The following is a 26,191-nucleotide window of genomic DNA, read 5'->3' on the forward strand; positions in this document are numbered from 1 at the left end:
TCTACATAAAAAGATTTAATCTAAAGTTCTTACTATAAGGCTTGTTGGTAAATTAAATTCTTTTATTAGCTCAATCTCTTTTGCTCTCATTTCGCCATTATCTATTTCGTGGTCATACCCTAATAAATGTAACATTCCATGAATAAATAATAAAGATATTTCATCTTCTAAACTATGACCTAATTCACAAGCTTTAGTTTTTGCTAGTTCGGTATTAATAACTAATGAGCCTAAAAAATTAGTATCTAAAAAAGAATTATCGTGTGGAAAACTTAAAACATCAGTAGTTTTATCAATATTTCTTGTATTTTTATTGATTTCTTGCATTTCATCATTGTTAGTTAAAACAAGCTCAATATCTTTAGAGCTTAGATAATTTGCTAGTTTTTCAAGGTAGGTAATTTCTTCTAAATTATCGTATAAAATCATAGTATTTTGCCCCAAAAAGGGGCTAAGAATTATTTATCTCTAATGTTTAATTCGTTAATTAATTTAACATAAACATCGTATTTTGTAGCTTTTAAATATTTTAAAAGTCTTTTTCTTTGACCAACTAATTTAAGTAGTCCTAGTCTTGATGAAAAATCTTTTTTAAATACTTTTAAGTGTTCTGTTAATATTGCAATTCTTTCTGTAAGTAAAGCAATTTGAACTTCAGACGAACCTGTGTCGCCACCAAATCTTGCATATTTGCTGATAATTTCAGCTTTTCTTGCCGAATCCAAAGCCATTTTGACCTCCAAATTGGTGTAAATTAAAAGCTGTGATTATAAAACAAATTGATTAATAAGATTATTAATTTTTATAATTATAATAAGATTTTTTTGGGGTGCTTTTAGCTGAGATTAAACCCATTGAACTTGGACAGGTAATGCTGATTAAGGAGATATTATGAGATTATTTTTAACTTCGCTTATTTTTAGTTTAGCTTTTGCTTATTTTACTAATTCAAATGTTTTAAACTTTTTTGCCCTTTTTACTGGAATTTTATATGTATTATTAATGGGAGTAAAAAATAAATTATGCTTTATTGTAGGTGTATTTAATGCTTTAATTTATGCTTATATTGCTTATATGAATAGACTTTTTGGAGAAGTATTTTTGTATTTATTATGCTATTTTCCTATGATGATTTATGGCTATTTTTATTGGAATAAAAATACTTTAATTAAGACTTTAAACTTGAAAAATTTTATATTAATTTATATAGCAATTTTTATTATTGCTTATTTTTATTCTTTTTATTTACAGAATTTAGAATCAAGATTTATTTATCTTGAAAGCTTTATATTCTCAAGTGGGCTTATAGCAACTATTTTAAGTCTAAAAAAAATAATAAATCATTATATTTATATAAGTATTTCAAACATTGCTTCTATTTATATTTGGACTATTCTTTACATTGAAGATAGTTCTAATTTAGCTGTATTAATGCTTATGATTTTATTTTTTATCTTAGGTATTATTTACTTATTTTCTTGGAAAAAGGATTTAAAATGACTTGCGTGATTATGGCTAATGGGGAGTTTTGCACCAATAAAATAACCTTAAATTATCTAAAAAATGCTGATTTTTTAATAGCTTGTGATGGTGCTGCTAATTTGCTTTTGGCTAATAATTATGAGCCTAATGTAATTATTGGTGATTTAGATAGTTTTCAAAATCTAAAAACAAAAGCAAAAATAATTAAAGTAAAAAATCAAAACACAAATGACTTAACAAAAGCCTATAAATACGCTTTATCAATGGATTTTAGTGATATTTTTATCCTTGGTGCTGGGGGCAAAAGAGATGATCATTTTATAGCAAATATAGCTTTATTATTTCAATATTTTAAATTAAAAAATCGCTTTAATAAAAAAATAAATCTAAAACTAATCACAAATTACGGGGAATTTTTTATAAAAAATACTGATTTTACTGCTAATTCTTATAAAGGTCAGCAAATATCATTATTTTGCCTTGATAAAAGAGCTAAATTTAGCTCACAAAACCTTAAATATGAGCTAAATAATTTTAATTTTAAATATCTAAATAGTGGGACTTTAAACGAAGCATTAGGCAATACTTTTAGTATAAAAAATCATAATAATAAAGAACTTTTAGTATATTTGAATTTTACTTAATTTATAAATTAGAATTTGATTTAAACTCTTTAATAATTAAATCTAATTTTTTTTCATATTTTTTATAATCTTTCACAACATCTTCATATATATTTAATTTATCATAATATTTTCTTCTTGATAAAAATAATGATTTTTTACTATTTTCTAATTCATCTAAAATATTTTTATCATCAATTTTTTTAATCCAATTAAAAGCATTAGAAATTTTCGTAGGCATTAAAAATTCATCTTTTTTTAAGTATTTTCTAAAAGAATTTAAATCATATAAAAATAAAGCTATTTCGTCTTTATTGTTTTTATCCAATACATAATTTACAAATTCCTTAGTTTTTTTAAGATAAGTATTAAGAAATTTTCTTTCATCTTCTCTTAAACTACTGGTTAGAGTTTGAGCGTATTTTTCACTTCTACTAGCTATTAATAAAAGCAACATATGTTTTTTATCAATTAGGCTAAATTGTGATATTTGTATTCTATCTACAAATAAATCTAAATCAGAAAAAATTATTCCTTTATAAAGGTTATAAAATTTAATAGAAATAATATTTTTTACAATATTACTAAGATTTAGAGTGTCTTTTGCACTAGCTATGAAATTTGCTTGTTCTAATTCTATAAGTGCTAAGGAATTATCCTTAGCAAACTTATTAAATTCCGTTACAAATTCTATAACTTTTTTCATCATTTGTTCATTGAAATATAGCTATTTAATGCACCTAAATATGCCTTAGCACTAGCTTTCATAGTATCAAGGTCAAGCCCGTGACCAATGATTGCACGCTGACCTTCGAAGCTAACTTTTACACTAACTTGAGCTAAAGCATCTTTACCTTTACTAACCGCATCAACCTTATAATCAAGCAAGCTACCATTTACCTTGCTAGCTCTATCAATTACTTTAAATACCGCATCAATTACACCATCTCCAATAGCTGCTTCGCTAAATATTTCTCCATCGCACTCCATAGTAACAGCAGCAGTCGCAAGTGCTGATGAACAATCGCTTACTTGAAGGTTTATTAGCTTAAATTTCTCTTCTATTTTAATCTTATCAGCAGCAACTATTGCTATTAAATCCTCATCAAATACTTCTTTTTTCTTATCGCAAAGATCTTTAAACTCTGCAAATGCACGATTTAACTCATCAGTATCTAATGTAAAGCCAAGAGATTTTAATTTATCATTAAACGCTGCTCTTCCACTATGTTTTCCTAAAACTAAATTATCTTGAACTAAGCCTATATCACTAGCTTTCATAATCTCATAAGTTTCAGGGTGTTTTAACACGCCATCTTGATGAATTCCACTTTCGTGAGAAAAGGCATTTTTACCTACTATTGCTTTATTTGGTTGTGGATTTACACCGATTATGTTTGATAATAATCTACTTGATGGATAAATTTCTTTATGATTAATTGTGGTATAAAACTCGCCTAATTCATCAGCTCTAACCTTTAAAGCCATCACAACTTCTTCTAAAGCAGCGTTTCCTGCACGCTCACCTAAGCCGTTTAGAGTTACTTCAATTTGTCTAGCACCACCTTTAATAGCAGCAAGTGTGTTTGCAGTAGCTAAACCTAAATCATTGTGATTGTGTGCTGATACTATAAGTCTTCCTTTTGTATAATCGCTAATTTCTTTAAATACCTTATAAATCTCATCAGGTAATCTATATCCAACAGTATCAGGGATATTAAATGTCCTTGCACCTGCTTCATAAACTGCATCAGCCATTTCTTTTAAAAAATTTACATCACTTCTTAAAGCGTCTTCACAAGAAAACTCAACATCATCACATAAACTCTTAGCTAATTTTACATTCTTAACTGCAGTTGCTAAAACTTCTGCTGGAGTTTTTTTAAGCTTGTATTCCATATGAATTGGGCTTGTTGCAATGAATGTATGAATGCGTTTTTTAGCTGCTGGCTCAAGCGCTTTACCTGCTTGAATAATGTCGTTTTCTACACATCTTGCAAGAGAACAAACGCTTGAGTTTTTAATAATTTGCGCAATTTTATTAATCGCTTCGTAATCTCCTGGACTAGATGCTGCAAACCCTACTTCCATAACATCAACACCCAAACGCTCAAGCGCTAAAGCTATTTGGATTTTTTCTTCTGTATTCATTGAAGCACCTGGACTTTGCTCACCATCTCTTAAAGTTGTATCAAATATTATAATTCTTTCACTCATTTTTTTTCTTTCCTTTAATTTAATGTATTGTTAGTATATGTATTATTAATAAATTTTTAGTCTATATCGCCCTTGTTTGGGCGAAGGAGTGTAGAATTTTTCACAAGATAATAAGTACATCTATCATCAGATACTTTTTCTTGATATTCCTTATGTTTTAAAATAAAATTCTCAATTAATTGTCTAAAACTACTAAAACCATAATTTTTAGCGTGAAAATCAGAATATTTTTTCTGCATATATGTATTTATTACTGCATATTCTGCTCTAGTTTTTTCATCAATTAAATTATCAATTATTTGTTCTAATTCTTTTAATTGCTCTTTTGGAATTGCTTTTAATCTGTCTTTATCATTACTTTTAACTTTTTCATTATCCAAATAAAAAAACTCATTAAATGAATTTACATATGATTTTAAAGATTTATTAGTCCCTATTCCAATTACTAATTTTTTGTTTTCTCTTAATTTTTGAGCCAAACTCGTATAATCACTATCACCTGAAACTATAACAAAAACATCTATTTGTTTTTCATAAAATATGCTTAAAGCTTCGGTTGTAAGATACATATCAGATGAGTTTTTACCCGATGAAGTAGAAAATTGCTGCATTGCAATAATGCCATAATCAAATATTTTTTCACGCCAATTTTGAATATTTTCTTTACTCCAATCAGCATATATTCTTTTAATAATAACATTTCCATAATTAGAAGCGTAGTCAAATATTTCTCTAGCATATTTAGCAGGTATATTTTCTGCATCTATAAATACTGCTACGCTACTATTATCCAACATATTTATCCTACTTTTTTAATCTTTTTTATATATAAATTATAAATCGCTCTTGATAAACCATAAATAACATAAGCACTCATTATTAAGGTAAAAATTTCTAAAGGGCGTAAATATATAAGAGAACAAATAAAAATTAAAATCACTAAAGCTTTTAAAATATTTGCTTTTTGAAATTCTATCTTTTTAAAACTTGGATACCTTACATTGCTCACCATCAAAAATGATAATAAAAATGTAAGAAATATAATAAAAATTTCTATAAATGAATTATTATCAAAATGGTGTTTATAAAACACAACCCAAATACCTAAAACAACTGCAGCCGTTGGAATTGGAAGACCTATAAAAACTCTTGGATCATATGTGCCTGTTGTAACATTAAATCTAGCTAAGCGAATTGCACCAAATATTATAAAAACAGCCATAGCAAGAGAACCAAGTCTTCCATATTCTTGACCTAAATTAAAATAAAATAGTACTGCAGGTGCAACTCCAAAAGCAATAATATCAGCTAAACTATCAAATTCTACTCCAAATTTTGAAGCTGTATTTGTAAGTCTTGCCACACGACCATCAAGGCCATCACAAATCAAACTTACTATAATTAAAATCATAGCTTTATCATAATCGCCTTTAATAGACGCTAAAATACTTAAAACGCCTAAAAATATAGATGCTGCTGTAAATAAATTAGGTAAAATATAAGCTAATTTATGAGAATTTTTTTCCATTTTATTCTCCAATCTTTGCAATATCTGCATTAGCTAAGATTTTATCGTGCATTCCAACTAATAAAGTGCAATTATATGGTAATTTTATATCAACTAATCCTGTTGAAAAAAATCCAATTCTTTGACCTTTAAAAGCTTTTTTTATGTCATAAAAAGAATTTACACAATACCTAGCAGGTTTTAAAATTAATGAAATATCTTTATTAAATACTATTTCAGTAGCATTTGAATAAAAATTATCATTATATTTTAAACCATTAAATTGCTTTTTATAAATATCTTCAGACTTTATCACACTTCTAATTTCTGAAGAATTTAAAAATAAGCTAAAATAATTTTTTTCTAAAGTTAATACTATATTTTTATTATCTTCATCAACATATATTCCAACTACCTTTGCATCAATTGGACTTACTATAGTATTATTATCATAATCAGTTATTTCTCTCTCAACCCTTTTATAAAATAAATGTAGTAATACTAAAATTAAAAATAACAAACAAGAAAAAGAAAATATTAAAGTAAATAATATAAATATTATCCAAGCAATTAATATTATCTTTTTTCCACAATTTGCTATTAAATTCATTTTTCTATCTCACTTAATCTAGTTTCAAAATTATTTTCTATTTCATAATTTTTAATTATTTCTCTTACTTCACTACCTTCTATTACTTCTTTTTCATAAAGTTTTTCAACCATTGTTTCAATTGCTCCACTATATTGTTCTAAAGTAGCAACAACAGATTTAAATCTCTCATCAAGTAAGTTTTTAACATATTCATCTAATTTATGAGCCATATCATCTGAATAATCCTTGATAGTTTGACCACCACCTAAGAATTGATTTCTTTGTTTTTCTAAAACCATAAGCCCAGCAATATCACTCATACCATACATAGAAACCATTGCTTTTATAATATCGGTTGCTCTTTCTAAATCATTACTAGCACCTGTTGAAATCTCTTTAATAAATACATGCTCAGCTGCACGACCACCTAAAAGAACATCAACTTCTGCAATCAACTCGTGTCTTTGCATTAAGAATTTATTTTCTTCAGGAGTATTTAAAGTATAACCAAGCGCTGCTAAACCTCTAGGAATAACAGAAACTTTTGTAACTTTTTTAGCACCTTTTGTTGTCTCTGCTATTAAAGCATGTCCACACTCATGATATGTTACAATTTTTTTCTCTTTATCACTTATTCTTCTTGATTTTTTCTCAAGTCCTGCAATAGCTCTTTCAACTGCTTCAGTTAAATCGCCTTGCTCTACTTCTTTTTTATTATTTCTTCCTGCAAGTAATGCAGCTTCATTTATTATATTTGCCAAATCAGCTCCAGCAAGTCCTGCCGTAAGTCTTGCAATATCTTCAACTTTAACTTCTTTAGCAATTTTTACATCTTTCATATGAACGCTTAAAATATCGCATCTTCCTTTAAAATCTGGCTTATCAACTAAAACTTGTCTATCAAAACGACCCGGTCTAAGTAATGCTGCATCTAGCACTTCAGGTCTATTTGTAGCTGCTAATACAATTACAGGGCTTTCTGAACCAAACCCATCCATTTCAGCTAAAAGCTGATTTAAAGTTTGTTCCCTTTCATCGTGCCCGCCCATATGTGAACCTGCTGCACGAGATTTACCAATAGCATCAATTTCATCTATAAAAATAATTGCCGGAGCTTCTTTTTTAGCGTTTTCAAATAAATCTCTAACACGACTAGCGCCAACACCTACAAACATTTCTATAAAACTTGAACCCGAAACACTAAAAAATGGAACATCGGCTTCACCTGCAACTGCTTTTGCTAAAAGAGTTTTACCTGTGCCTGGAGGTCCAACTAACAATAAACCTTTTGGAATTTTAGCACCTAATTTAATATATCTTTCTGGATATTTTAGAAAATCTACTATTTCCTTTACTTCTTCTTTTGCTTCTTCTACACCTGCTACATCATCAAATTTTACTTTTGGTTTTTCAGAATTTACTAATTTTTTTGAGTTTCCAATTCCTAAAATTCCGCCACCCATTTTCTTTTGCATTCTGTTTGTAATAAATCCCCAAATAGCAAAAAATATAAAAATTGGAATTATCCAAGTAAATAATAAATTAGATAAAAAGTTATTTTCAGAATAAGATGTGTAATTTACATTTTTACTATCAAGTAAAGTAGTAAGATTTGAATCTCTTACTAAGTTTGCAGTATAACTAGAGTTAAGCCCGCTACCTTTTATTTGAGTTTGTCCTATTTGAACTTTTGTTATTTCACCTGTCTCTATTTTTTTCTTAAAGTCAGAATAACTTATTTTATTTCCATTATCAGCTATTCCACCTTCTTCAAAAAATAAAGAAAACCCACCAAATACCAATAGTGAAAAAATTAAAAATATAACTATTGGATTTTTATTAGAATTCTTATTTTCATTATTATTCATTTTTCACCTTATAAACTAAAGTTAGCCAATCTCCTTTTATTTTCTCATCAACTAAAGTTAGTGAAGAAAATTGACTTTTAATCCTTTCAGAATAAGTATTTAAAATACCAGAAAGAATTAAAACTCCGTTCTCATTAAGACTTTTTATCAAATCATTTTTAATAATTAATATCACATCGGCAATTATATTTGCTACTACTAAATCATATTTCTTTTTGGCTTTATCACAAGAACCTTGCCAAATATTATTAATTTTAAGATTATTTAACTCAAAATTATTTTTAGTACTCATAATTGCTAATTCATCAGTATCACAAGAATCAACACTAATACCATAATTAGCCATAACTAAAGACAAAATTCCACTACCACATCCTACATCAAGACCTGTTTTGCAACCTTTATAATATTTTTGCAAAAATTCTACACAAGAATTTGTGCTTTCATGATGACCTGAGCCAAAAGCTAAAGCTGGATCTATTTTTAGATTTACATAGCCTGCTTTAGGCTCTTGCCAAGTAGTATGTATATATATATTATCTATTAAAATTGGCTTTATATTTTTCTTATATTCATTAATCCAATCCTTATTCTCTTTTTCACAAAGTTCATAAGTAAGATTAATATTTAAATTAGCATCATTAAGTTTTTGTTTTAACTCGCCTAACGCAAAAACTAAATCATCAAGATTATTATCACTTCTTACAATTAATTCATCATTTTTTTCTTCAATTGCATCAACATCAAACGCAAATACAAAATCACTAATAAACTCCAAATTATTTGTTTTAATAACTAATTCTTGATAAGTATTACGCATAATTATCCTAAAACATCTTCTAATTTTTCTTTTAATACTTGTGGAGTAAAAGGTTTTACTATATAGTTATTAACACCAGCTTTTAATGCTGTAATAACTTCTGCTTTACCACCTTCAGTAGTTACCATGATGATTGGCATATCTGCATATTTAGCTTCAGCTCTTACTTTTTTAACAAGTTCAAGACCATTCATTTCAGGCATATTCCAATCTGTTATTAAAACATCAATATCGCTATTTGCACATAACAATCCCCAAGCTTCCACGCCATGTTCAGCTTCTAAAACATCCTCATGACCTAATCTTTGTAAAGTATTTTTAATAATTCTTCTCATTGTAGAGCTATCATCTACTACTAATAATTTCACTTCAAAATCCTTTTGTAATATTATTTTTCATGGTGCGTTTAGCGAGACTTGAACTCGCACACCTGTTGGCACTACCCCCTCAAGATAGCGTGTCTACCAATTCCACCATAAACGCAAAAAGGCTACAAAAGTAGCCTAAAATTATCCTAAAAATGGGTTAGCGTATAATAATACTAATCCAATAACTAGAGCATAAATTACTTGTGCTTCAATTAACGCAATAGCAATAAACATAGTTGTTGATAATTTACCACCTAAACTAGGGTTTCTAGCAGTTCCTGCAATAGTCGCAGCAGCAGCATGACCCATACCAATAGCACCACCAAGTGCAGCAACACCTAAGCCAATACCAGCAGCTAAAACAGAACAAGCTTTTAATAACTCGCTACCGATTTCAGTTTCTGCAGCAAAAGCAACACTAGAAAAAGCAAGTAAAACTAATAAAAACTTTTTCATAAAATCTCCTAATAAAAATATATATAATTTTCCTTTCGGCTTGCGTATCCCTACTAAAAAAATTATGCTCTATATTCTATTAAGCTAAAGTAAATAAATTAAGACCTAGTAAAAAAACTAAGAGTTGTGTTGCCGAATTTTTTTACCTTAAATAAGGTATATTTTAAAGATGCAAATTCAACCTTGCTAGAATGCTCTATAATGATAATATCACAATCTAAATTCTCATACAAATTCTTGATTTTCAAATATACATCGCTAAAACCATCTCTAATATCAAATGGCGGATCTAAATAAAGAATAGTTTTTTCATTTTGTAATTTAGCAATAATATTAGGTAAAGCTTTAAAAGTATCGTCATTTAAAACTTCTATATTTAAATCTTTTGTATTTTTTAAAGCACTTTTATACGCTAATTTATCAATCTCAATAGCAAACGCCTTTTTAGCATAATTACTAATAGCTTCAATCGCCATACTAGCACTACCGCCAAATGCTTCTATAAAAACATATTCCCTTAATTCATCTCTTAAAACATTAAAAACACAAGACTTAACTATACTTTTTGTAGCTCTTGTAGTATCTTTTGATGGATTTTCTAAAATTTTACCTTTTAAAAAACCGCTCTGAACTCTTAAAACATTATTTTTCATACATTAATTGAAGTAAATCATATTTAAATTTATTAAGTAATTTATCAAGTTTTTCTTCAAAACTTAAAACCTTATTATCATCTTGATTTATTGTGCTTGAAAACTCATATAAAGCATCAATTAATTGCTCTTTACTAAAAGGCAATTTTAAATGTGCATTATTAAAACCTATTATAAATTGTGGTTTTTTTGCGTGCATTAATTTTTCATCAGTGATTAAAAAATCGCAATCTTTTTTATTTGCTAAATAATCTTGTAAAAATAATATTAAAGTCTTTTCTAATAAAATATCTTTGCACGCAATGGCTATTTTCATACCAAACTAACCTTTAATTTATGGTCTTTAAGACTAGCTGGAATATTACCATTAGCTAAACTTATAAACTCAGCCATATGTAAAATATAAAAATCACTAAAATCTCTATTAGATACTTTTTGTAATTCGCCACTTAAAGTATCAAACATTTTAAAGCTTAAACTATCGCCAACTACTAAAAAATCAGCACCGCTATCATAAGCATCTAAAACTATCTTAGCTGCTTTTTTATAAGCTATTTGCTTATCAAATTCTAAAAATCTAAAACCATTTTCAAATTCTTGAGTTTCATAATTTATTAATTTTGCCTTAGTCTTTTTTAAAAAATGTAAAAATAAATCAATGGTAAAACCACGATAAACAGCTACATTAAAACCATTAAAATCGTTTTTAATTTCTATATTTTGTAAATCTTGAATAACACATGAAGCATTTTTATAATTTTTCTTTGCATAATCTAAAATACTAGTATCGCAGATTAAATTCATCTCTCCTAAACAAGAATCAAATTCTTTTTTATATTCATCTGCTTTATATTCACTCATAAAACTAGGTGTTTTTACATAGGTTTTTCTATAATCACCTTTTAATAAATTAGAAAAATTAAAATCATCATTTATTAAAGTTATCATCTAATCTCCTTTTGATGTTTTAAAGAATTTTTAATTTCTTCATATTTTTCATAATCACTATATAAAAATGGTTTTAAGCTTACACTATACTCAATTCCTTTTTCCTTATCAAAAACAATATCTAAAATATCTTTTCTTTTATTAGGATATTTTTCTAATAATTTATTTGCAAACACAAACGCACTATCACCTAAAAATTCATCATTATATTCACGAATATCACTTGCATAATATAAAAATTTATAAGTTAAATAATCTTTATAATCATCTGCATTGCAAATATTTTTAAAATAATCAAAAACTTTTATAAAATCACTATCATCACACATTAAATCAAGCTTTGCTCTTTTTAAATCAATTGCACTTACACAAAAATCATTTCCAAATTTTTTAATAAGTTCATTTATGTTTGTATTAAGTGATAAAACTTTATTTTCAATCCTTACAAATTCATTACAATCTGGCATATTAAAATATCTATCTTGTTGTTTTACTAACCCTAAAACATCGTAAAGTGTAGAACTATCGTTAATGTCTTTTAAATTAATCTCATATGGCTTATAGTAAAACTCATAATCTCTACTAGCATCAAATCTAAATACTCTTAAAATAAAACTTCTCATAACAAAATTCCTTTTTTACTAATTTATATCAAAAAAATGTTATAAATTATTAAAAGGATTTAATATGTATTTAAGAGCAAACACTCATTCAAAAATCAATGTTTATTTTTCAAAAAATTCTAGCGATTTCGTAGTGCGTGAAATACCATTATACGAATTTAGTGGCTCTGGAGAGCATTTGATTTTACATATACAAAAGAAAGATTTAAGCACAAATGAACTTTTAAAAGATTTAAGTGCAGCAACAGGAATTAAAGCAAAAGATTTTGGTTACGCAGGTCTTAAAGACAAGCAAGGACTTACATTTCAATACATTTCAATGCCTAAAAAATACGAGAAAGAATTAGCTAAATTTTCTCATGAAAAATGTAAAATTATTGATACTTTTTTACACAATAATAAATTAAAAATCGGACATTTAAAAGGTAATTCATTTTTTATAAGATTAAAAAAAGTTAATAAAATTGACGCCTTAAAGATTGAGCAAATTTTTACAAATATTAAAGAAAATGGCTTTCCTAATTATTATGGCTATCAGCGTTTTGGCAAAGATAATGATAATGCAAAAACAGGCTTAGAAATATTAAAAAACGAATTAAAATTTAAAAATAATAAATTAAATAACTTTTTAATTTCTGCATTTCAAAGCGAATTATTCAACACATATTTATCAAAAAGAATAGAAATTTCAAGATTTAGCAATGATTTTTCTAAACAAGAATTATTAGCACTTTATAAGGATAAAACTTTAGTTGAAAATCTAAAAAAACAAGAACAATTTTTTAAATTATTTGATAATGAAATATATGAGCATTATCCTTACGGCAAGGTATTTAATGAGAATTTAGAAGATGGTTTAAAAAGATTTTTAGCAAGGGATATTAGCCCTTCTGGATTGATACTAGGAAATAAGCCTAAATTAAATGAAGGTTTTTTAGGTGAAATTGAAAATAGCATATATAAGGATTATTTTGATTTATTAAAAACTCAAAATGGTTCAAGAAGATATTTATGGACTTACACAAATGATGAAAAAATTAACTATAATGAAGAATTAGCACAACTTAGCCTTGAATTTAGCCTACAAAAAGGCTCATACGCAACAGTCGTGCTTGATGAAATAATACATATTTAGAAAGGAACGAAGAATGATTTTAATTACAGGTGCAGCAGGTTATATTGGCTCAATTACAAGTTATCATTTTTTAAAGAATAATTATAAAGTTATAGGTATTGATAATATTAGCACTGGAAATGCAAGGGCTTTAGAAGTGTTAAATAAATTTGATAATTTTAAATTCTACGAAGGAAATTTTGGAAATTTAGAACTACTAGAACAAATAGTAACCAATAATAAAATAGATTGTGTAGTGCATTTTGCAGCTAATACTAGCGTATTTGAAAGCACGCAAAATCCATTAAAATATCATGATAATAATGTATCAAATATGATTAATTTATTAAAAATTTGTGAAAAATACGATATTAATAATTTTATTTTCTCAAGTTCTGCTGCAACTTATGGAGAACCAAAAACTAATGAATTAATCACAGAAGATACTCCAAAAAATCCTATAAATCCTTATGGTTTAACAAAACTAATAGGCGAATATATATTAAATGATTTATCAAATGCTAAGAAAGAATTTAATTTCATAGCATTAAGATACTTTAATGTTGCAGGAGCAAGCCTAATTGCACCTTTAGGTCAATTTAGTAAATCTAGCTTACTTATAAAAATAGCTGCTGAATGTGCTGCTAATAAAAGAGATAAAATGTATTTATATGGTAATGATTATAATACCCCTGATGGAACTTGCGTAAGGGATTATATACACGTTGATGACTTGGCTATCGCACATATTGAAGCATTAAAATATTTAAAAAACCAAAAAACAAGTCAAGCCTTTAATGTTGGGTACTCAAAAGGAACTAGCGTAAAAGAAGTAATTGATATTATGAAAAAAATCAGTGGTAATGATTTTAAAGTAGAAATGGCAGATAGACGCACAGGAGATCCTAGCTCACTTGTAGCATCTAATAAAAAAATAACTTCTTTAACAGACTGGAAATATAGTAACGACAACCTTGAATTAATTTGCAAAAGCGCTTATGAATGGGAGTTAAAAATATAAACTCAATTCCTATTTTAAATTCAATACATTTTAAGAATTTAAAATAGGAGATAATACTTTAAAATAAAAGGCAAATTGGTATTATATTGTTAATTTCAATATTTTAAATATAAAGATATTTTAGAGCTTTTATATATTTTATTTTGTATTTGCAATAAACAATATTTACGATATTAAAGATTTTGGAATTTAAAATCAAAACTTTATATAAAACTAAAAAATAATATCTTAAAATAGCTCTTATTATTTAATAATATTTTATATAAAAATTAAGATAACTACAACTATAAAAACTTATCTTATAAAATGAAAATTTATTTTATTAATTAAATAGCACGCTGCCTAAGCGTATCATATTTGCTCCACTTTTAATAGCTATTTCATAATCACTACTCATACCCATAGAGCAAATCTTAGCTCCATCTTTTTTAAGCTCATCATAAATCTTATAACACAAATCAAAACTCTTAATAATTTGCTTAATATCATCGCTCATAGCACCTATACACATAACCCCTACAGGCTTTATGAATTTACAATTTTGTTTAATCGCTAAATACTCATCAATCGCTTTACTTGGATTAATACCAGCCTTGCTATCTTCGTTAGCCACATTTATCTCAAGCAAAGTATCTAGCTCATAATCAAGTCTAGCATCAACATATTTTGCAAGGTCTAAATTAATGCAACTTTGCCACATAATAGGCTTTGTTTTTATAAGTAAATTAGCTTTATTTTTTTGCAAATTTCCTATGAAATGCCAATTAATATCACTTGATAATTCAGCTTTTTTTCTAGCTAAATCTTGTACTTTGTTTTCGCCAAATTCAATTTGCCCTAATTTATGTAAAGCCATTATTTTCTCATCTGTTGTGTATTTACTAACCGCTATAATTCTTATATCTTTATATTTTTCTTTTAGTTCTAAATAAGTCATTTTTCTACCTTAATGAATATAATTTTTTTCTCTCGCTTGAGCTTGGAATATCTAGTAATTTTCTATATTTTGTGATAGTTCTTCTTACTATTTTTACATTAAATTCTTTTTCTATTTTTTCTAAAATTAATTGATCGCTTAAAGGTTTTAAGTGATTTTCATTTTTGATTAATTCGCTTACAAATTCTTTGATGGTTTTATTACTTGTGCCATCGTTTAATTCTGCTGCAAAAAAGTCTTTAATAGCTATTATCCCACGATTTGAGCTAATGTATTTATTAGCTATTGCGCGGCTAATTGTGCTAGTATTTCTATCAAGTTCGGTTGCTAAATCCTGCATTTTTAATGGCTTAATATCTCCACCTAAAAAATAATCATATTGATATTCAACTATCATTAAGGCAAGTTTTTTTAAAGTCGCCTTTCTCATCTCTAAAGCATCTACTAAATTTTTAGCATTTTTTACTTGTTCTTTTAACTCTTTATAGTCTTGAATTTCAATCTGCGGATAATAATCATCATTGATAATTATTTCTAATTTTCCATTCTCATTTAAGATATAAATATCAGGGATAATCTCTTTGCTATCTTCTAAATCATCAATAAAAGGCGGTAAATTAAAGCTTTTTATAATTCTTATTGCGTCTTTATATAAAGGATTTTTAGTATATTTTGATAAATTATCTAAATCATTTATGAGTTTTTTGCATAATAAAAATAATTCATTTTCTAAATTCGCATTCAATAAGCAAAACTCTAAAGCTTCAATATAATTAATCGCACCAACTCCTAAAGGCTCAAGGTAGCAAAATCTTTTTCTAACTTTTTCTATATCTTCTAATAAATATCCTAAACAAATATTTTCATCATATACAAAATATCCATTCTCATCAAGACAACTTATAATAATTCTTGCAATTTCTTGAGATTTTTGAGTAGGAAATAAAGTCTTATTAAGCTGTAATTCTAAATCATCATATATGCTTTTTTTAGCGATATTTAATTCTTCAATCAAACCACCGCCTTTAGAATATAATTGTCTTATACTTTTGTTAGATTTTTTATCATTTATTTCTTTTTTTGAGCTAATTTTTATGCAAGGATTATCTTTTGCTAGATTATTTACTTCATCTTCTAAATCATCACTACTAGCTTGAAGCAGTGGCAACCAGCTTCTAAGGGTTTGAGATAATTTCGGCTTTTGGCTTACTTGCTGACGGACTTTTAACATTATAAAGAAAAGTTTTTACCTAAATATTTGCTTTTTACTATTTCATTATTTGCAATTTCTTTAGCACTTCCACTAGCTAAAATACTGCCACTATCTAAAACATAAGCTTTATCACAAATTCTAAGGGTCTCACGGACATTATGGTCAGTAATTAATACGCCTATATTTAAATCTTTTAAATCCTTAATAATGCTTTGAACATCATTAATACTTTTTGGATCAACCCCAGCAAAAGGCTCATCAAGTAATAAAAACTTAGGCTCTAAAACTAAAGCTCTAGCTATTTCTAATCTACGACGCTCCCCACCGCTAAGACTTTTTGCAAGGCGGTCTTTTCTATCATAAATCTTTAAAAGATTTAATTTTTCTTCTATTAATTCATCTATATTTTTAAGCCCTTTAAGTTCTGCTGCTATTTGCATATTTTCCCAAACACTTAAATCTTTTAAAACACTTGAATCTTGTGGTAAATAACCAATGCCTAGAATTGCGCGTTTGTGAAGTGGCTCGTTAGTAATATTTAAATCATCTAAAAAAATATCCCCAGCACTAGGGCTAACAAGTCCGCAAATCATATAAAATGTAGTAGTTTTTCCTGCACCATTACTTCCAAACAATCCTACTATTTGAGAATTATCCATACTAATATCTACATTTTTTATAATTTCTATATTTTTTATACTTTTTTTTAAACCACACGCTTTTAAATTAACTAAACTCATAAAGCCTACCTTCATTATTAGTGCTAATTTTTACAATCTTGTATTCAAGTGCAAATTGCTCTAATATTTTTATAAAATCATCATCAGCCCATTCAATTAAATGAAGACCATCATTAAACAAATTCTCAAAAAGACCATTTTCTATAAAAGCTTTTGTTCCTTTTTGATAAATATCATAATGATAAATCGTATTAGTATCGTTTTTATAAGTATTTAATACACTAAAAGTTGGAGAAATTGCTTTTTGATTTAATTTTTTATTTGCTATTTTATTTACTAAAGTAGTTTTACCACTAGCTAAATCGCCTTGTAATAAATAAATCCCATTATCACCAAACTCATTTACCACTAAATCTAAATTATCTAAATTAGCCTTGATTATCATCTAGTTTTTCCACATATTCATTTGATTTTGCTTTAGCTACATTTTTGGTTGTAGGTAAAGCTAATACCTTAAATCTAATTTGCTCGTTTAAAAGATTTAGACTTATAATATCGCCAACTTTTACTTCTTTACTAGGTTTAACAACATTTCCATTTATACAAATTACGCCGTTTTTACACATATCAAGTGAAATTGAACGGCGTTTTGTGATATTTACTGCATTTAAAAATTTATCTACTCTCATAAAGAGCATTTTAGCTAGTTAGGAATAATTATTGCTTACAATTTAATCGTTTTTAAGAACTCAAATCTTTTTTTATACATTGAGCGTTTTTTTGATGGTATTTCTTCTAAATCTTTTTGCAAATATTCTAATACATAAAATGATTTTTCTTCTTTAATAATTTTTGTATTTTCTTGCCATATTTCGTCATAATTTGGTATTACAAATACTCTTCCATCTCTTTTTCTATTGCGTTTAAATCTTGATACTAAAAATCTATCCTTTACTCCGCAAACTTTATTTATACCTAAAAACTCAGCAAAAATAAAAGCAAAAAATATAATAAAATTAAGCGGTCTTAAGCCAAAATAAACTTTAGTAAATTCTTTTATCTCATCTTTAGTATTTAAATTACCTTGTAAAGCTGTGATTAATAAAGCATCATTTAATAAAACAAAACTTAAAGAATATAAAAGCTCATTTTTATAATGCAAATGAATTGTAAAAAGTCCTTCGCTAATTACTTTAGGATTTGAGCTAAGCGTAATTTTTAAATCAAATTCGTTAAAAATAATCTCATCATTACTTAAAATATCCAAAAATCTATTTGTAATAATTTCTAAATCCCTTTTAAAACATTCATTTGAATATTCAAAAGTAAAATTAGTAGCCCCATATTTTTTGCATAACATATCATTGTGATATTTTAAATTCTCGCTAAATTTCTTAGATAATTTCGGATAATCTAGTAGAATTTGATTTAGAAATTTATGATTTTTAAAATGAATTATCTTTCTTAAAAAAAATCTAATATTTAATAATTTCTTAGTTTTCATTTTTTCGCTTTTATTTTTAAATATGTGAAAATTACAATCAATAAAACAAGTAAAATAATTGGCATATAAGATGAATATTCATCAAAAGTTTTAGCCAAGCTATCTCCTAAATAAAACGCAGCATAAAACACCACAATAGCCCAAATAAAACAAGAAATTAGATTATAAATGCTAAATCTAAAAAAGCTTAATTTTGAAATCTCAGCTGCTATTGGACCTAAGGTTTTAAGCCCATAAACAAACTTACAAACTAAAGTAAAAATAAAGCCATTTTTTCTAAATAAAACTACTAAAAGAGCTAGTTTTCTTTTATGTTTTACAAGATATTTTTGAAAGTCTTTTTTACTAGCTCTAGTAAAATAAAACAAAGCTGACGAGCCTAAAAAATTACCCACAAAAGCTACTAAAATACTAATATAAGGATTTACATTATAAGCACTTGCAAACACTCCTAAGGCAAGCAGTGCTAACATACCGCCGCCTAAAGAGTATAAAAATACTAAAATATATCCGTATTCTACAAATTTTTCTATAAATTCTTGCATTATTTCGCTAGCTCCACAGCTCTAGTTTCACGGATAACATTTACTTTAATTTCTCCTGGAAATTGTAAGCTGCTTGTTATTTCACTAGCTATTTCTTTAGCTAAAAGAACACTTTCATCATCATTAATTAGCTTAGCATTTACAATAACTCTAATTTCACGACCAGCATTAATTGCATAAGCTTTTTTAACTTGAGAATGTTGTTTTGCAATAGCTTCAAGCTCACTAACACGCTTTAAAAACGCTTCTAAAACTTCTCTTCTAGCACCTGGTCTTGCCGCACTTAAAACATCAGCCGTGCAAACTGCAGCAGCTTCAATACTTAAAGCATCTTCATGCCCATGGTGAGCAAAAATAGCGTTTAATACCACAGGATGCTCTTTGTGCCTTTCACAAACCATAGCACCTAAATCAACATGGCTACCTTCATATTCGTGAGTTAAAGCCTTGCCAATATCATGTAAAATTCCAGCACGCCTTGCAAGTCTTGTATTGCCACCACATTCAGCTGCGATAATTCCTGCTAAATGTGCAACTTCTAGGCTATGTGCTAATGCGTTTTGTCCGTAACTTGCACGATATTTTAAACGGCCAATTAATTTTACTAATTCAGGAGCCATTTTTGTAAGTCCTAAATCCATTATGATATTTTGACCTTCATTAAACATTTCTTCTTCAAATTCTTTTGAAACTCTTTCGTGTAATTCTTCAATTCTAGCTGGCTGAATTCTTCCATCATCTATTAACAAATCAATTACTTTTTTAGCAATTGCACGGCGTAAAACATTAAATGAGCTAATAATAATTGCGTTTGGAGTATCATCAATGATTACATCAACACCTAAAACCATTTCAAGTGTTTTTATATTTCTTCCTTCTTTACCAATAATTCTTCCTTTTAAATCATCGCTTTTAAGATTTATTACGCTAATTAATCTCTCACTTGCATATTCACCTGCAAATCTAGTAGTAGCTTGTGCTAGGATATATCCTGCTTTTGCCTTTGCTTGAGATTTTGCTTCTTCTTCGCATTTTCTTACGATATGAGCGATTTCATCTCTTGCATCTTCTTTAGCTTGATTTATTACTAATTCTCTTGCTTCGCTTTGAGTTAAACCACTTATATTTTCAATACTGCTTAATAATTCTTGCATTTTTGCTTCGCAAGATTTTTTAAGCATATTTGCTTCTTCCATCAATTCATTTGCAGCTTGCTCGCTTTTTACAATACTTGCTTTAAATTCATCTAATTTTTGTTCGTTTATTGCTAGAATTTGCTCTTTTTTCTCAATTTCTAGAATTTTCTTATCGTGTTCTTTTTGAAGTTCTAAAATCTTTTCATCATAAGATTTTTTATAACTCAACTCAATCTTACCCTCACTTGCTTTGGCATTTTCTAGAACTTTATCAGCATTTCTTAGTATTTTTTCAGCTTCATATTCAATCACTTTTGCTTTTGCTTTTGCTTGTTCTTCGTGAATTTTAAAATGAGCTTCGTGTATTCTTTTGGCTACTAAAACCCCTAATGCTCCTCCTAGAATAAATACCGCTAATAACGATATAATTTCAACTAATGTCATAACTTCTCTTTCTTTTTATTGTTTTACCATTTGCGATATAAAAATCGCCTTGAATATCCGATTTTAAACAAATTTTGTTTTTAGTAACGGATTTTATATTTTGAATAAAAATAATTAATAAATCATAATCAATTTTAGAAAAAGTTCTATCGTAAAATCCTTTGCCAAAACCTACTCTTCTAAAATCCTTATCAATTCCTAAAACAGGTATAATTGCAATATCAATTTTAACATTTTCAATCTTACTTGAGCTTTCTTTTATTTTAAATCTAACTTCACTTAATGGAAACCTTAATTTATTAAAAGCTAAACTATTATCACTAAGCATTTTTGGAATATAAATATTGAATTTTTTACATAAAAATCTTTTGTATTTATATAGATTTATTTCTTTATCTTTTGCAATATAAATTAAAAGATTTAATTTTTTATTTGTTTTAACTTTAGATATTATTTTTAAAATAGCTCTAAAACTTCCGTAATTTTTACAAAATTTATAATTTTCTTTATGAAATTTTTCTCTTATTAACTTTTTATCCATAATCTAACCTAAAAAATTTATAAGCATATTACATAAGGAATTAAAATGAAAGCTATATTGCTAAGCGTTGCTTTATTGTTTTTTACAGCTTGTTTTGATAAGAAAGAAGATAAAAAAGAAGAAGAAAGCGAACAAATTACTCAAGTTGAAGTTAAAAAAGAACCTGATTTTAATAGACTAATTAAATTCTCTTTAAAATTTTATAATAGCGATGAGATTTTTGAAATTAAAAGAATTAATAATGATAATAAAGACTTAGAATTTACTTCAAATGATAAAATTATATTATTTAATTTCTTTACTACTTGGTGCCCACCTTGCAAGGCTGAAATTCCACACTTAAATGATTTAGCATTAAAATATAAAGATAGATTAAGAGTTATTGGTGTTTTATTAGAAGATAAAAGTGATGAAGAAATAGCTAAATTTATTAAGGATAATGGTATTAGCTATGATATTGTTACAGGTGATAATAATTACACATTTTTAAAAGTTTTAGGAGAAATTAACGGCATTCCATATATTGCTTTATACGACCAAAATGGTAAAAACATAAACAACTATCTAGGTGCAGTTTATGAAGAAATGCTTGATATTGATATTCAAAAGGTTATGAAATAATGTTAGATTTTTTAAAAAAAGGCTTAGCAAAAACACTTGAAGCTATAAATCAAGTAAAACCAAAAAACGAAAAAATAAGTAAAGATTTATTAGAAGAAATGCTAGTAAATGCTGATATTACTTATGAAATAGTAGAAGAGATTTTATACTACTTACCACCTAAAGATATAGTTGAAAGAGCAGATTTAGAAAGAGTAATGAGCTCATATTTTATGTATGAAAATCCTAATTCAAATTCTAATGATAAACCATTTGTAGAATTGATATTAGGTGTAAATGGAGTAGGAAAGACTACAACCATAGGAAAATTAAGTAATTTTTATAAAAATCAAGGCAAAAAAGTTTTACTAGGAGCGTGCGATACTTTTAGAGCAGGTGCAATTATGCAACTTGAACTTTGGGCTAGTAAGAATAATTGCGATATTGTAAGCACTAAGCAAGGGCATGACCCAAGTGCAGTTGCTTTTGATACCATTACAAAAGCACTTAGCAAAGGTTATGATAATGTTATTATTGATACAGCAGGAAGATTAGAAAATAAAAAAAATCTAGCAAATGAACTAGAAAAAATAATAAGAATTTCATCTCGTGCTTATGAAAACGCTCCACATAGAAAAATTCTAGTCCTAGATGCAACTCAAGGAAATAGTGGTATTAATCAAGCAAAAGTTTTTAATGATTTAGTAAAGCTTGATGGAGTAATTATTACTAAACTTGATGGAACAAGTAAAGGTGGTTCATTATTTGCAATTGCAAGAGAATTAGAGCTACCAATTTTATATTTTGGATATGGAGAAGGTGCAAATGATATTGCTCCTTTTAAAGCAAATGAATATTTAAAGGTTCTTTTAGACGGAATTTTTAACAATGGCTAAGAAAAAATCAAGCCTTTATGAATGCCAAGCTTGTGGTAATCAACAAATTAGATTTTTAGGCAAATGCCCTGAATGTGGGGCATTTAATTCATATTTAGAATTAAATCAAACTCAAATTGAAGTATTAAAAAACGAAATAAAACCAAATTCAAACAAAGCAGTTAGCATTAAAGAAGTTTTAATTGAGCAAGTTGATAGATTTTCAACTTATGATAAAGAGCTTGATTTGGTTTTAGGTGGTGGGCTTGTTGTAGGCTCATTAGTTTTACTAGGTGGCTCTCCTGGTGTTGGCAAATCAACTTTACTCTTAAAAACCGCTGCAAACTTAGCAAAAAATGGCAAAAAAGTCCTTTATGTTAGTGCTGAAGAGAGTAAAAGTCAAATAAAACTTCGTGCAAATAGATTAAATGCTAATGAAGATAATTTGTTTTTACTTACAGAACTTTGTTTTGAAAATATTAAAAATGAAGTTTTAAGCAATGATTATGAAGTCTTAATTATAGATAGTATTCAAACCATTTATTCAGAAAATATAAGTTCGTGTGCTGGTTCAATCACTCAAGTAAGAGAGCTTACATTTGAACTAATGAAACTAAGCAAAAGCAATAATATTAGCACATTTATAATAGGACATATCACTAAAGAAGGCTCAATTGCAGGACCTAGAGTGCTTGAACATATGGTTGATGTGGTGCTTTATTTTGAAGGTGATGCTAGCAAGGAATTAAGAATTTTAAGAGGCTTTAAAAATCGTTTCGGAAGCACTAGCGAAATAGGCATTTGGCAAATGAGCGAAAATGGACTTATAAGTGCAAACAATATTAAAACTAGATTTGTAGGTAAAAATCACGCAGGAAGTGCTCTAACTATTATTTTAGAAGGTAGCAGAGCAATTACTCTTGAAGTTCAGGCTTTAGTATGCGAAAGTGCTTATGCTAAAAGAAGTGCAACTGGATTTGATAGAAATAGACTTGATATGATTTTAGCCTTGCTTGAGAGAAAATTAGAAATTCCACTTGCAAGATATGATGTATTTATAAATATTAGCGGTGGGATAAAAGTTAGCGAAACTGCTGCTGATTTAGCAGTTGCGGCTGCTATAATATCTAGCTTTAAAAATAGAGTTTTAAGCAATGAGAGTGTATTTATTGGAGAGCTTAGTTTAAATGGTGGAATTTGCGAAGTTTTTAGCCTTGATATTAGACTTAATGAAGCAAAAAATCAAGGCTTTAAAAATGCTATAATTCCAAATAAAAGTAATTTTAAAGGTATTAAATGCTTTGTAGCTAATGAGTTAGCTCAAGTTTTAGAATGGATGTAAGTATGAAAAAAGCTTTTACTATGATTGAATTATTAGTTGTTATGGTTGTTGGTGCTATACTTAGTGCGGTTGCTGTTTCTAAAATACATACAAGTGAATTAATAGATGCTGCTAGAAGTATTGCAAACGATATTAGATATACAAAAATTCTAGCGTTAGGAGATGACGCTTATGATGGAACAAATAGTTATCATAATAAATATTATCGTTTTACAATAGCTTCTAATAAGATTTATAAAATTAGTAAAGTTGAATATAACTCAAAAGGAACAACACCAGTTTTAGCAGAATATGCTGAAGATTTTTTAAATCCTGATAAAAGAATATGTGATTTTGAAAAAGATGAAGCGTGTGCTACAAGAACAGCTATTCTTAAAATTAAAAAATATAATATAACATTTACACCAACTACATCAACAACCCCTAAAGGTATTACAGCACCAACTGATACTATTATATTTAATGAATTAGGAGAGCCTTTAAACTTTAATCAAAATCCAAGTGGATTTAAAATAGAAATTTCAAAAGGTAGTGATATAGCTTGTATTTATGTAGAACAATATTCTGGATTTGTACATATTGACAGAGCTGCGTGTAAGTAAAAAAGGTTTTACTTTAATTGAATTAGTTTTAGTTTTAGTCGTAGCTGGAATACTCTCAAGTATAGCAATATCAAAAATCAATTCAAATTCTTTAATCCTAGCAGCTAGGAGTTTATCTCAAGATATTTATATACTTCGTGATTTAGCACTAAATTACGATGTATATGATTATACGACAAATTACGATAAATCATATTGGCAAATATATTTTCATTGTGTAGCAAATACAAAAACTTCATATAACAAATACAAATGCAATCATCAAGAATTTGGATATAGTATTTTTAGCGATAGCATAGGTTCTAGCTCATCAAATCCAGATGCAAATGAATTAGCAAAAGATTTATTTGACAAAACAAAACTAATTGGAACTAGATATGCAGGAATAAGCGTAGATGATAATTTGCTTACAACAAGGACAAATCTTACAAAAAGCTTTGGTATAACTAAAATTGATGTATTTTATAATCTAAATAATAAATACAAAAAAACTCACAGAATAATGGTAAATGAATTAGGAGAATTATTTGCAAGTTCATATACTAATAAATCAAAAACTTATAATCTAATAAAAGCTAATTCATATATTATTAGACTAAGCAAATCAACTAATATAGACCAAAATAACTCAATATGTATTGTAATAAATAATGTAGGTTTTACAACAATTCCTAAAAATAATAACGGACAACTTATTTCTAATATCAAAAAGCCTATATATTGTCATAATTTATAAATTACTAAAATATAAAAATACAAATATAGAATTAACATTTTTTAAAAAGGAGATAATATGAAAAAAATTTTATCAACACTAATATGTGTAATCAGCCTAAACGCACAAAACTTCGTAGGTGCTGATTTTATGGTAGGAAAAGCTAAAGATTACGGGCTTAATTTAAGCGATAATGGTATTTATCAAGGAAGAATTTTTATAAATTCTTATAAACTTAGTAATTATGATAATGATTTTGTTTTTGGTGCAGATTTAAGCATTCACGACTTTGATTCAGAATATAAAAATAATATAGAAAGTGGCAAAATTTCAAGCACTTATACTGCTGTTAATGTATTGGGTGGTATTGGATTTTTTAATAATAATGTAGGAGTTAAATCAGGCTTTAATATCTTAGGTGGCTTAGGTCATGAAAAAATCAAAAGCAAAACTAATACTAAAGATTTAGTAGCTAATACTAATTTAATCAAATTAGGAGCTAGCACTATGAATATTTTTGATGAAGGATTAGTTGTTGAAGCTAGTGCTTTTGCAAAATTTTATTTAGATAATAAAAGAGATAAATTATTTAACGAGCAACAAAAAAGACTAAATTATGAAGCAAATCTTATGCTAGGTTATAAATTCACTCGAAATTTAGACGGCTTTTATGCAGGAATTAAAGCAAGTTATACAAATGATGTAATAGCTAAAGGTATTAGATACGGAGTTAATTTAGGATATAGTTTTTAAGAATTTAAAACT

The 26,191-nt window shown here is 27.2% G+C and carries 34 protein-coding genes and 1 tRNA gene; 10 read left to right on the forward strand and 25 right to left on the reverse strand.

The window, feature by feature from the left end; translation table 11 throughout:
- Nucleotides 1-15: 15 nt before the first annotated feature.
- The gene (gene ybeY, locus AVBRAN9333_RS03225) at nt 16-429 is read right to left on the reverse strand and encodes an rRNA maturation RNase YbeY (protein ID WP_214116010.1); all 414 of its coding nucleotides are present in this window, start codon (nt 427-429) and stop codon (nt 16-18) included.
- A 29-nt stretch (nt 430-458) separates the two neighbouring features.
- Nucleotides 459-731: a 30S ribosomal protein S15 gene (gene rpsO, locus AVBRAN9333_RS03230; RefSeq protein WP_214115856.1), complete on the reverse strand. Its 273-nt coding sequence runs from the start codon at nt 729-731 to the stop codon at nt 459-461.
- A gap of 160 nt (nt 732-891) precedes the next feature.
- On the opposite strand from rpsO, the gene pnuC reads away from it, so the two are divergent.
- Together pnuC and AVBRAN9333_RS03240 are read left to right on the forward strand one after the other, a co-directional pair.
- A complete protein-coding gene (gene pnuC / locus AVBRAN9333_RS03235) occupies nt 892-1,500 on the forward strand; it encodes a nicotinamide riboside transporter PnuC (protein ID WP_336609425.1) in 609 nt (202 codons plus the stop codon).
- Entirely contained in the window at nt 1,497-2,126 is a 630-nt protein-coding gene (locus tag AVBRAN9333_RS03240) for a thiamine diphosphokinase (protein WP_336609426.1), read from the forward strand. Before pnuC ends, AVBRAN9333_RS03240 begins: the two co-directional genes overlap by 4 nt.
- Before the next feature lies 1 nt (nt 2,127).
- Here the strand turns inward: AVBRAN9333_RS03240 and AVBRAN9333_RS03245 are convergent, their stop codons facing one another.
- The 14 genes from AVBRAN9333_RS03245 to AVBRAN9333_RS03310 all read right to left on the reverse strand — a co-directional run bounded on the left by AVBRAN9333_RS03245 (nt 2,128) and on the right by AVBRAN9333_RS03310 (nt 12,157).
- Entirely contained in the window at nt 2,128-2,811 is a 684-nt protein-coding gene (locus tag AVBRAN9333_RS03245) for a hypothetical protein (protein WP_336609427.1), read from the reverse strand.
- The gene (locus AVBRAN9333_RS03250) at nt 2,811-4,322 is read right to left on the reverse strand and encodes a 2-isopropylmalate synthase (RefSeq protein ID WP_214120014.1); all 1,512 of its coding nucleotides are present in this window, start codon (nt 4,320-4,322) and stop codon (nt 2,811-2,813) included. Before AVBRAN9333_RS03250 ends, AVBRAN9333_RS03245 begins: the two co-directional genes overlap by 1 nt.
- A 56-nt stretch (nt 4,323-4,378) precedes the next feature.
- A complete protein-coding gene (locus AVBRAN9333_RS03255; RefSeq protein ID WP_239803716.1) occupies nt 4,379-5,116 on the reverse strand; it encodes an NYN domain-containing protein in 738 nt (245 codons plus the stop codon).
- A 5-nt stretch (nt 5,117-5,121) separates the two neighbouring features.
- Nucleotides 5,122-5,850 (reverse strand): CDP-diacylglycerol--serine O-phosphatidyltransferase, encoded by a 729-nt coding sequence (gene pssA, locus AVBRAN9333_RS03260; protein ID WP_214115871.1) that lies wholly within the window; start codon nt 5,848-5,850, stop codon nt 5,122-5,124.
- A 1-nt stretch (nt 5,851) separates the two neighbouring features.
- Nucleotides 5,852-6,439 carry a hypothetical protein gene (locus AVBRAN9333_RS03265; RefSeq protein WP_239803389.1) on the reverse strand — a complete coding sequence of 196 codons (588 nt, stop codon included), beginning with the start codon at nt 6,437-6,439 and terminating at the stop codon, nt 5,852-5,854.
- Nucleotides 6,436-8,289, reverse strand: a complete 1,854-nt coding sequence (gene ftsH, locus AVBRAN9333_RS03270; RefSeq protein WP_214115875.1) for an ATP-dependent zinc metalloprotease FtsH — start codon at nt 8,287-8,289, stop codon at nt 6,436-6,438. Before ftsH ends, AVBRAN9333_RS03265 begins: the two co-directional genes overlap by 4 nt.
- Nucleotides 8,282-9,109, reverse strand: coding sequence for a 50S ribosomal protein L11 methyltransferase (locus AVBRAN9333_RS03275; RefSeq protein WP_214120017.1), 828 nt, complete (start codon nt 9,107-9,109; stop codon nt 8,282-8,284). The genes ftsH and AVBRAN9333_RS03275 overlap by 8 nt, the downstream gene beginning before the upstream one ends.
- Nucleotides 9,110-9,111: 2 nt before the next feature.
- The gene (locus AVBRAN9333_RS03280; protein WP_214115879.1) at nt 9,112-9,477 is read right to left on the reverse strand and encodes a chemotaxis response regulator CheY; all 366 of its coding nucleotides are present in this window, start codon (nt 9,475-9,477) and stop codon (nt 9,112-9,114) included.
- Between the two features lie 30 nt (nt 9,478-9,507).
- Nucleotides 9,508-9,592: transfer RNA gene (locus AVBRAN9333_RS03285), tRNA-Leu, on the reverse strand.
- 26 nt (nt 9,593-9,618) lie between these two features.
- Nucleotides 9,619-9,933, reverse strand: a complete 315-nt coding sequence (locus tag AVBRAN9333_RS03290) for a F0F1 ATP synthase subunit C (protein WP_214115881.1) — start codon at nt 9,931-9,933, stop codon at nt 9,619-9,621.
- 98 nt (nt 9,934-10,031) lie between these two features.
- Nucleotides 10,032-10,586, reverse strand: coding sequence for an RsmD family RNA methyltransferase (locus tag AVBRAN9333_RS03295; protein WP_336609428.1), 555 nt, complete (start codon nt 10,584-10,586; stop codon nt 10,032-10,034).
- Nucleotides 10,576-10,902: an ornithine carbamoyltransferase gene (locus AVBRAN9333_RS03300; protein WP_214115885.1), complete on the reverse strand. Its 327-nt coding sequence runs from the start codon at nt 10,900-10,902 to the stop codon at nt 10,576-10,578. The genes AVBRAN9333_RS03295 and AVBRAN9333_RS03300 overlap by 11 nt, the downstream gene beginning before the upstream one ends.
- Complete coding sequence (locus AVBRAN9333_RS03305) at nt 10,899-11,534, reverse strand: HdrB C-terminal domain-containing protein (RefSeq protein WP_239803388.1); 636 nt, start codon at nt 11,532-11,534, stop codon at nt 10,899-10,901. The genes AVBRAN9333_RS03300 and AVBRAN9333_RS03305 overlap by 4 nt, the downstream gene beginning before the upstream one ends.
- On the reverse strand, nt 11,531-12,157 hold the full coding sequence (locus AVBRAN9333_RS03310; RefSeq protein WP_214115889.1) for a DUF5644 domain-containing protein: 627 nt from the start codon (nt 12,155-12,157) through the stop codon (nt 11,531-11,533). The genes AVBRAN9333_RS03305 and AVBRAN9333_RS03310 overlap by 4 nt, the downstream gene beginning before the upstream one ends.
- A gap of 64 nt (nt 12,158-12,221) precedes the next feature.
- Here AVBRAN9333_RS03310 and truD point away from each other — a divergent pair, with 64 nt between their 5' ends.
- Together truD and galE are read left to right on the forward strand one after the other, a co-directional pair.
- Complete coding sequence (truD, locus tag AVBRAN9333_RS03315) at nt 12,222-13,292, forward strand: tRNA pseudouridine(13) synthase TruD (RefSeq protein ID WP_336609429.1); 1,071 nt, start codon at nt 12,222-12,224, stop codon at nt 13,290-13,292.
- Between the two features lie 13 nt (nt 13,293-13,305).
- The gene (gene galE, locus AVBRAN9333_RS03320) at nt 13,306-14,292 is read left to right on the forward strand and encodes a UDP-glucose 4-epimerase GalE (protein WP_214115893.1); all 987 of its coding nucleotides are present in this window, start codon (nt 13,306-13,308) and stop codon (nt 14,290-14,292) included.
- A 322-nt stretch (nt 14,293-14,614) separates the two neighbouring features.
- Here the strand turns inward: galE and AVBRAN9333_RS03325 are convergent, their stop codons facing one another.
- Genes AVBRAN9333_RS03325 through AVBRAN9333_RS03365 form a run of 9 tightly spaced genes read right to left on the reverse strand, consistent with a single transcriptional unit; the run spans nt 14,615 to nt 21,292 of the window.
- Nucleotides 14,615-15,229 (reverse strand): YggS family pyridoxal phosphate-dependent enzyme, encoded by a 615-nt coding sequence (locus tag AVBRAN9333_RS03325; RefSeq protein WP_336609430.1) that lies wholly within the window; start codon nt 15,227-15,229, stop codon nt 14,615-14,617.
- A 4-nt stretch (nt 15,230-15,233) separates the two neighbouring features.
- Nucleotides 15,234-16,460 carry an RNA polymerase factor sigma-54 gene (locus AVBRAN9333_RS03330; RefSeq protein ID WP_214115898.1) on the reverse strand — a complete coding sequence of 409 codons (1,227 nt, stop codon included), beginning with the start codon at nt 16,458-16,460 and terminating at the stop codon, nt 15,234-15,236.
- Nucleotides 16,460-17,182 (reverse strand): LPS export ABC transporter ATP-binding protein, encoded by a 723-nt coding sequence (gene lptB, locus AVBRAN9333_RS03335; protein ID WP_214115900.1) that lies wholly within the window; start codon nt 17,180-17,182, stop codon nt 16,460-16,462. The genes AVBRAN9333_RS03330 and lptB overlap by 1 nt, the downstream gene beginning before the upstream one ends.
- Nucleotides 17,169-17,567 (reverse strand): tRNA (adenosine(37)-N6)-threonylcarbamoyltransferase complex ATPase subunit type 1 TsaE, encoded by a 399-nt coding sequence (tsaE, locus tag AVBRAN9333_RS03340; protein ID WP_336606842.1) that lies wholly within the window; start codon nt 17,565-17,567, stop codon nt 17,169-17,171. Before tsaE ends, lptB begins: the two co-directional genes overlap by 14 nt.
- Nucleotides 17,551-17,811, reverse strand: coding sequence for an RNA-binding S4 domain-containing protein (locus AVBRAN9333_RS03345; RefSeq protein ID WP_214115905.1), 261 nt, complete (start codon nt 17,809-17,811; stop codon nt 17,551-17,553). Before AVBRAN9333_RS03345 ends, tsaE begins: the two co-directional genes overlap by 17 nt.
- 35 nt (nt 17,812-17,846) lie before the next feature.
- Nucleotides 17,847-18,626 carry a DUF535 family protein gene (locus AVBRAN9333_RS03350; RefSeq protein WP_336609431.1) on the reverse strand — a complete coding sequence of 260 codons (780 nt, stop codon included), beginning with the start codon at nt 18,624-18,626 and terminating at the stop codon, nt 17,847-17,849.
- Complete coding sequence (locus tag AVBRAN9333_RS03355) at nt 18,623-19,171, reverse strand: DedA family protein (RefSeq protein WP_336609432.1); 549 nt, start codon at nt 19,169-19,171, stop codon at nt 18,623-18,625. The genes AVBRAN9333_RS03350 and AVBRAN9333_RS03355 overlap by 4 nt, the downstream gene beginning before the upstream one ends.
- Nucleotides 19,171-20,751 (reverse strand): ribonuclease Y, encoded by a 1,581-nt coding sequence (gene rny / locus AVBRAN9333_RS03360; RefSeq protein ID WP_214115917.1) that lies wholly within the window; start codon nt 20,749-20,751, stop codon nt 19,171-19,173. Before rny ends, AVBRAN9333_RS03355 begins: the two co-directional genes overlap by 1 nt.
- The gene (locus AVBRAN9333_RS03365; RefSeq protein ID WP_214115919.1) at nt 20,738-21,292 is read right to left on the reverse strand and encodes a 5-formyltetrahydrofolate cyclo-ligase; all 555 of its coding nucleotides are present in this window, start codon (nt 21,290-21,292) and stop codon (nt 20,738-20,740) included. The genes rny and AVBRAN9333_RS03365 overlap by 14 nt, the downstream gene beginning before the upstream one ends.
- A gap of 45 nt (nt 21,293-21,337) precedes the next feature.
- Between AVBRAN9333_RS03365 and AVBRAN9333_RS03370 the strand changes: the two genes are divergently transcribed.
- Genes AVBRAN9333_RS03370 through AVBRAN9333_RS03395 form a run of 6 tightly spaced genes read left to right on the forward strand, consistent with a single transcriptional unit; the run spans nt 21,338 to nt 26,179 of the window.
- Nucleotides 21,338-21,913, forward strand: coding sequence for a TlpA family protein disulfide reductase (locus AVBRAN9333_RS03370; RefSeq protein WP_214115921.1), 576 nt, complete (start codon nt 21,338-21,340; stop codon nt 21,911-21,913).
- A complete protein-coding gene (gene ftsY / locus AVBRAN9333_RS03375) occupies nt 21,913-22,788 on the forward strand; it encodes a signal recognition particle-docking protein FtsY (RefSeq protein WP_214119726.1) in 876 nt (291 codons plus the stop codon). The genes AVBRAN9333_RS03370 and ftsY overlap by 1 nt, the downstream gene beginning before the upstream one ends.
- Nucleotides 22,781-24,109: a DNA repair protein RadA gene (gene radA / locus AVBRAN9333_RS03380; protein WP_336609433.1), complete on the forward strand. Its 1,329-nt coding sequence runs from the start codon at nt 22,781-22,783 to the stop codon at nt 24,107-24,109. The genes ftsY and radA overlap by 8 nt, the downstream gene beginning before the upstream one ends.
- Nucleotides 24,110-24,111: 2 nt before the next feature.
- Complete coding sequence (locus tag AVBRAN9333_RS03385; protein ID WP_214115928.1) at nt 24,112-24,711, forward strand: pilus assembly FimT family protein; 600 nt, start codon at nt 24,112-24,114, stop codon at nt 24,709-24,711.
- Nucleotides 24,689-25,447, forward strand: coding sequence for a pilus assembly FimT family protein (locus AVBRAN9333_RS03390; protein ID WP_214115930.1), 759 nt, complete (start codon nt 24,689-24,691; stop codon nt 25,445-25,447). The genes AVBRAN9333_RS03385 and AVBRAN9333_RS03390 overlap by 23 nt, the downstream gene beginning before the upstream one ends.
- A 57-nt stretch (nt 25,448-25,504) precedes the next feature.
- Nucleotides 25,505-26,179, forward strand: a complete 675-nt coding sequence (locus AVBRAN9333_RS03395) for a hypothetical protein (protein ID WP_214115932.1) — start codon at nt 25,505-25,507, stop codon at nt 26,177-26,179.
- Nucleotides 26,180-26,191 lie beyond the last annotated feature (12 nt).

This window comes from Campylobacter sp. RM9333, from assembly GCF_020137705.1.
Lineage (GTDB): Bacteria > Campylobacterota > Campylobacteria > Campylobacterales > Campylobacteraceae > Campylobacter_E.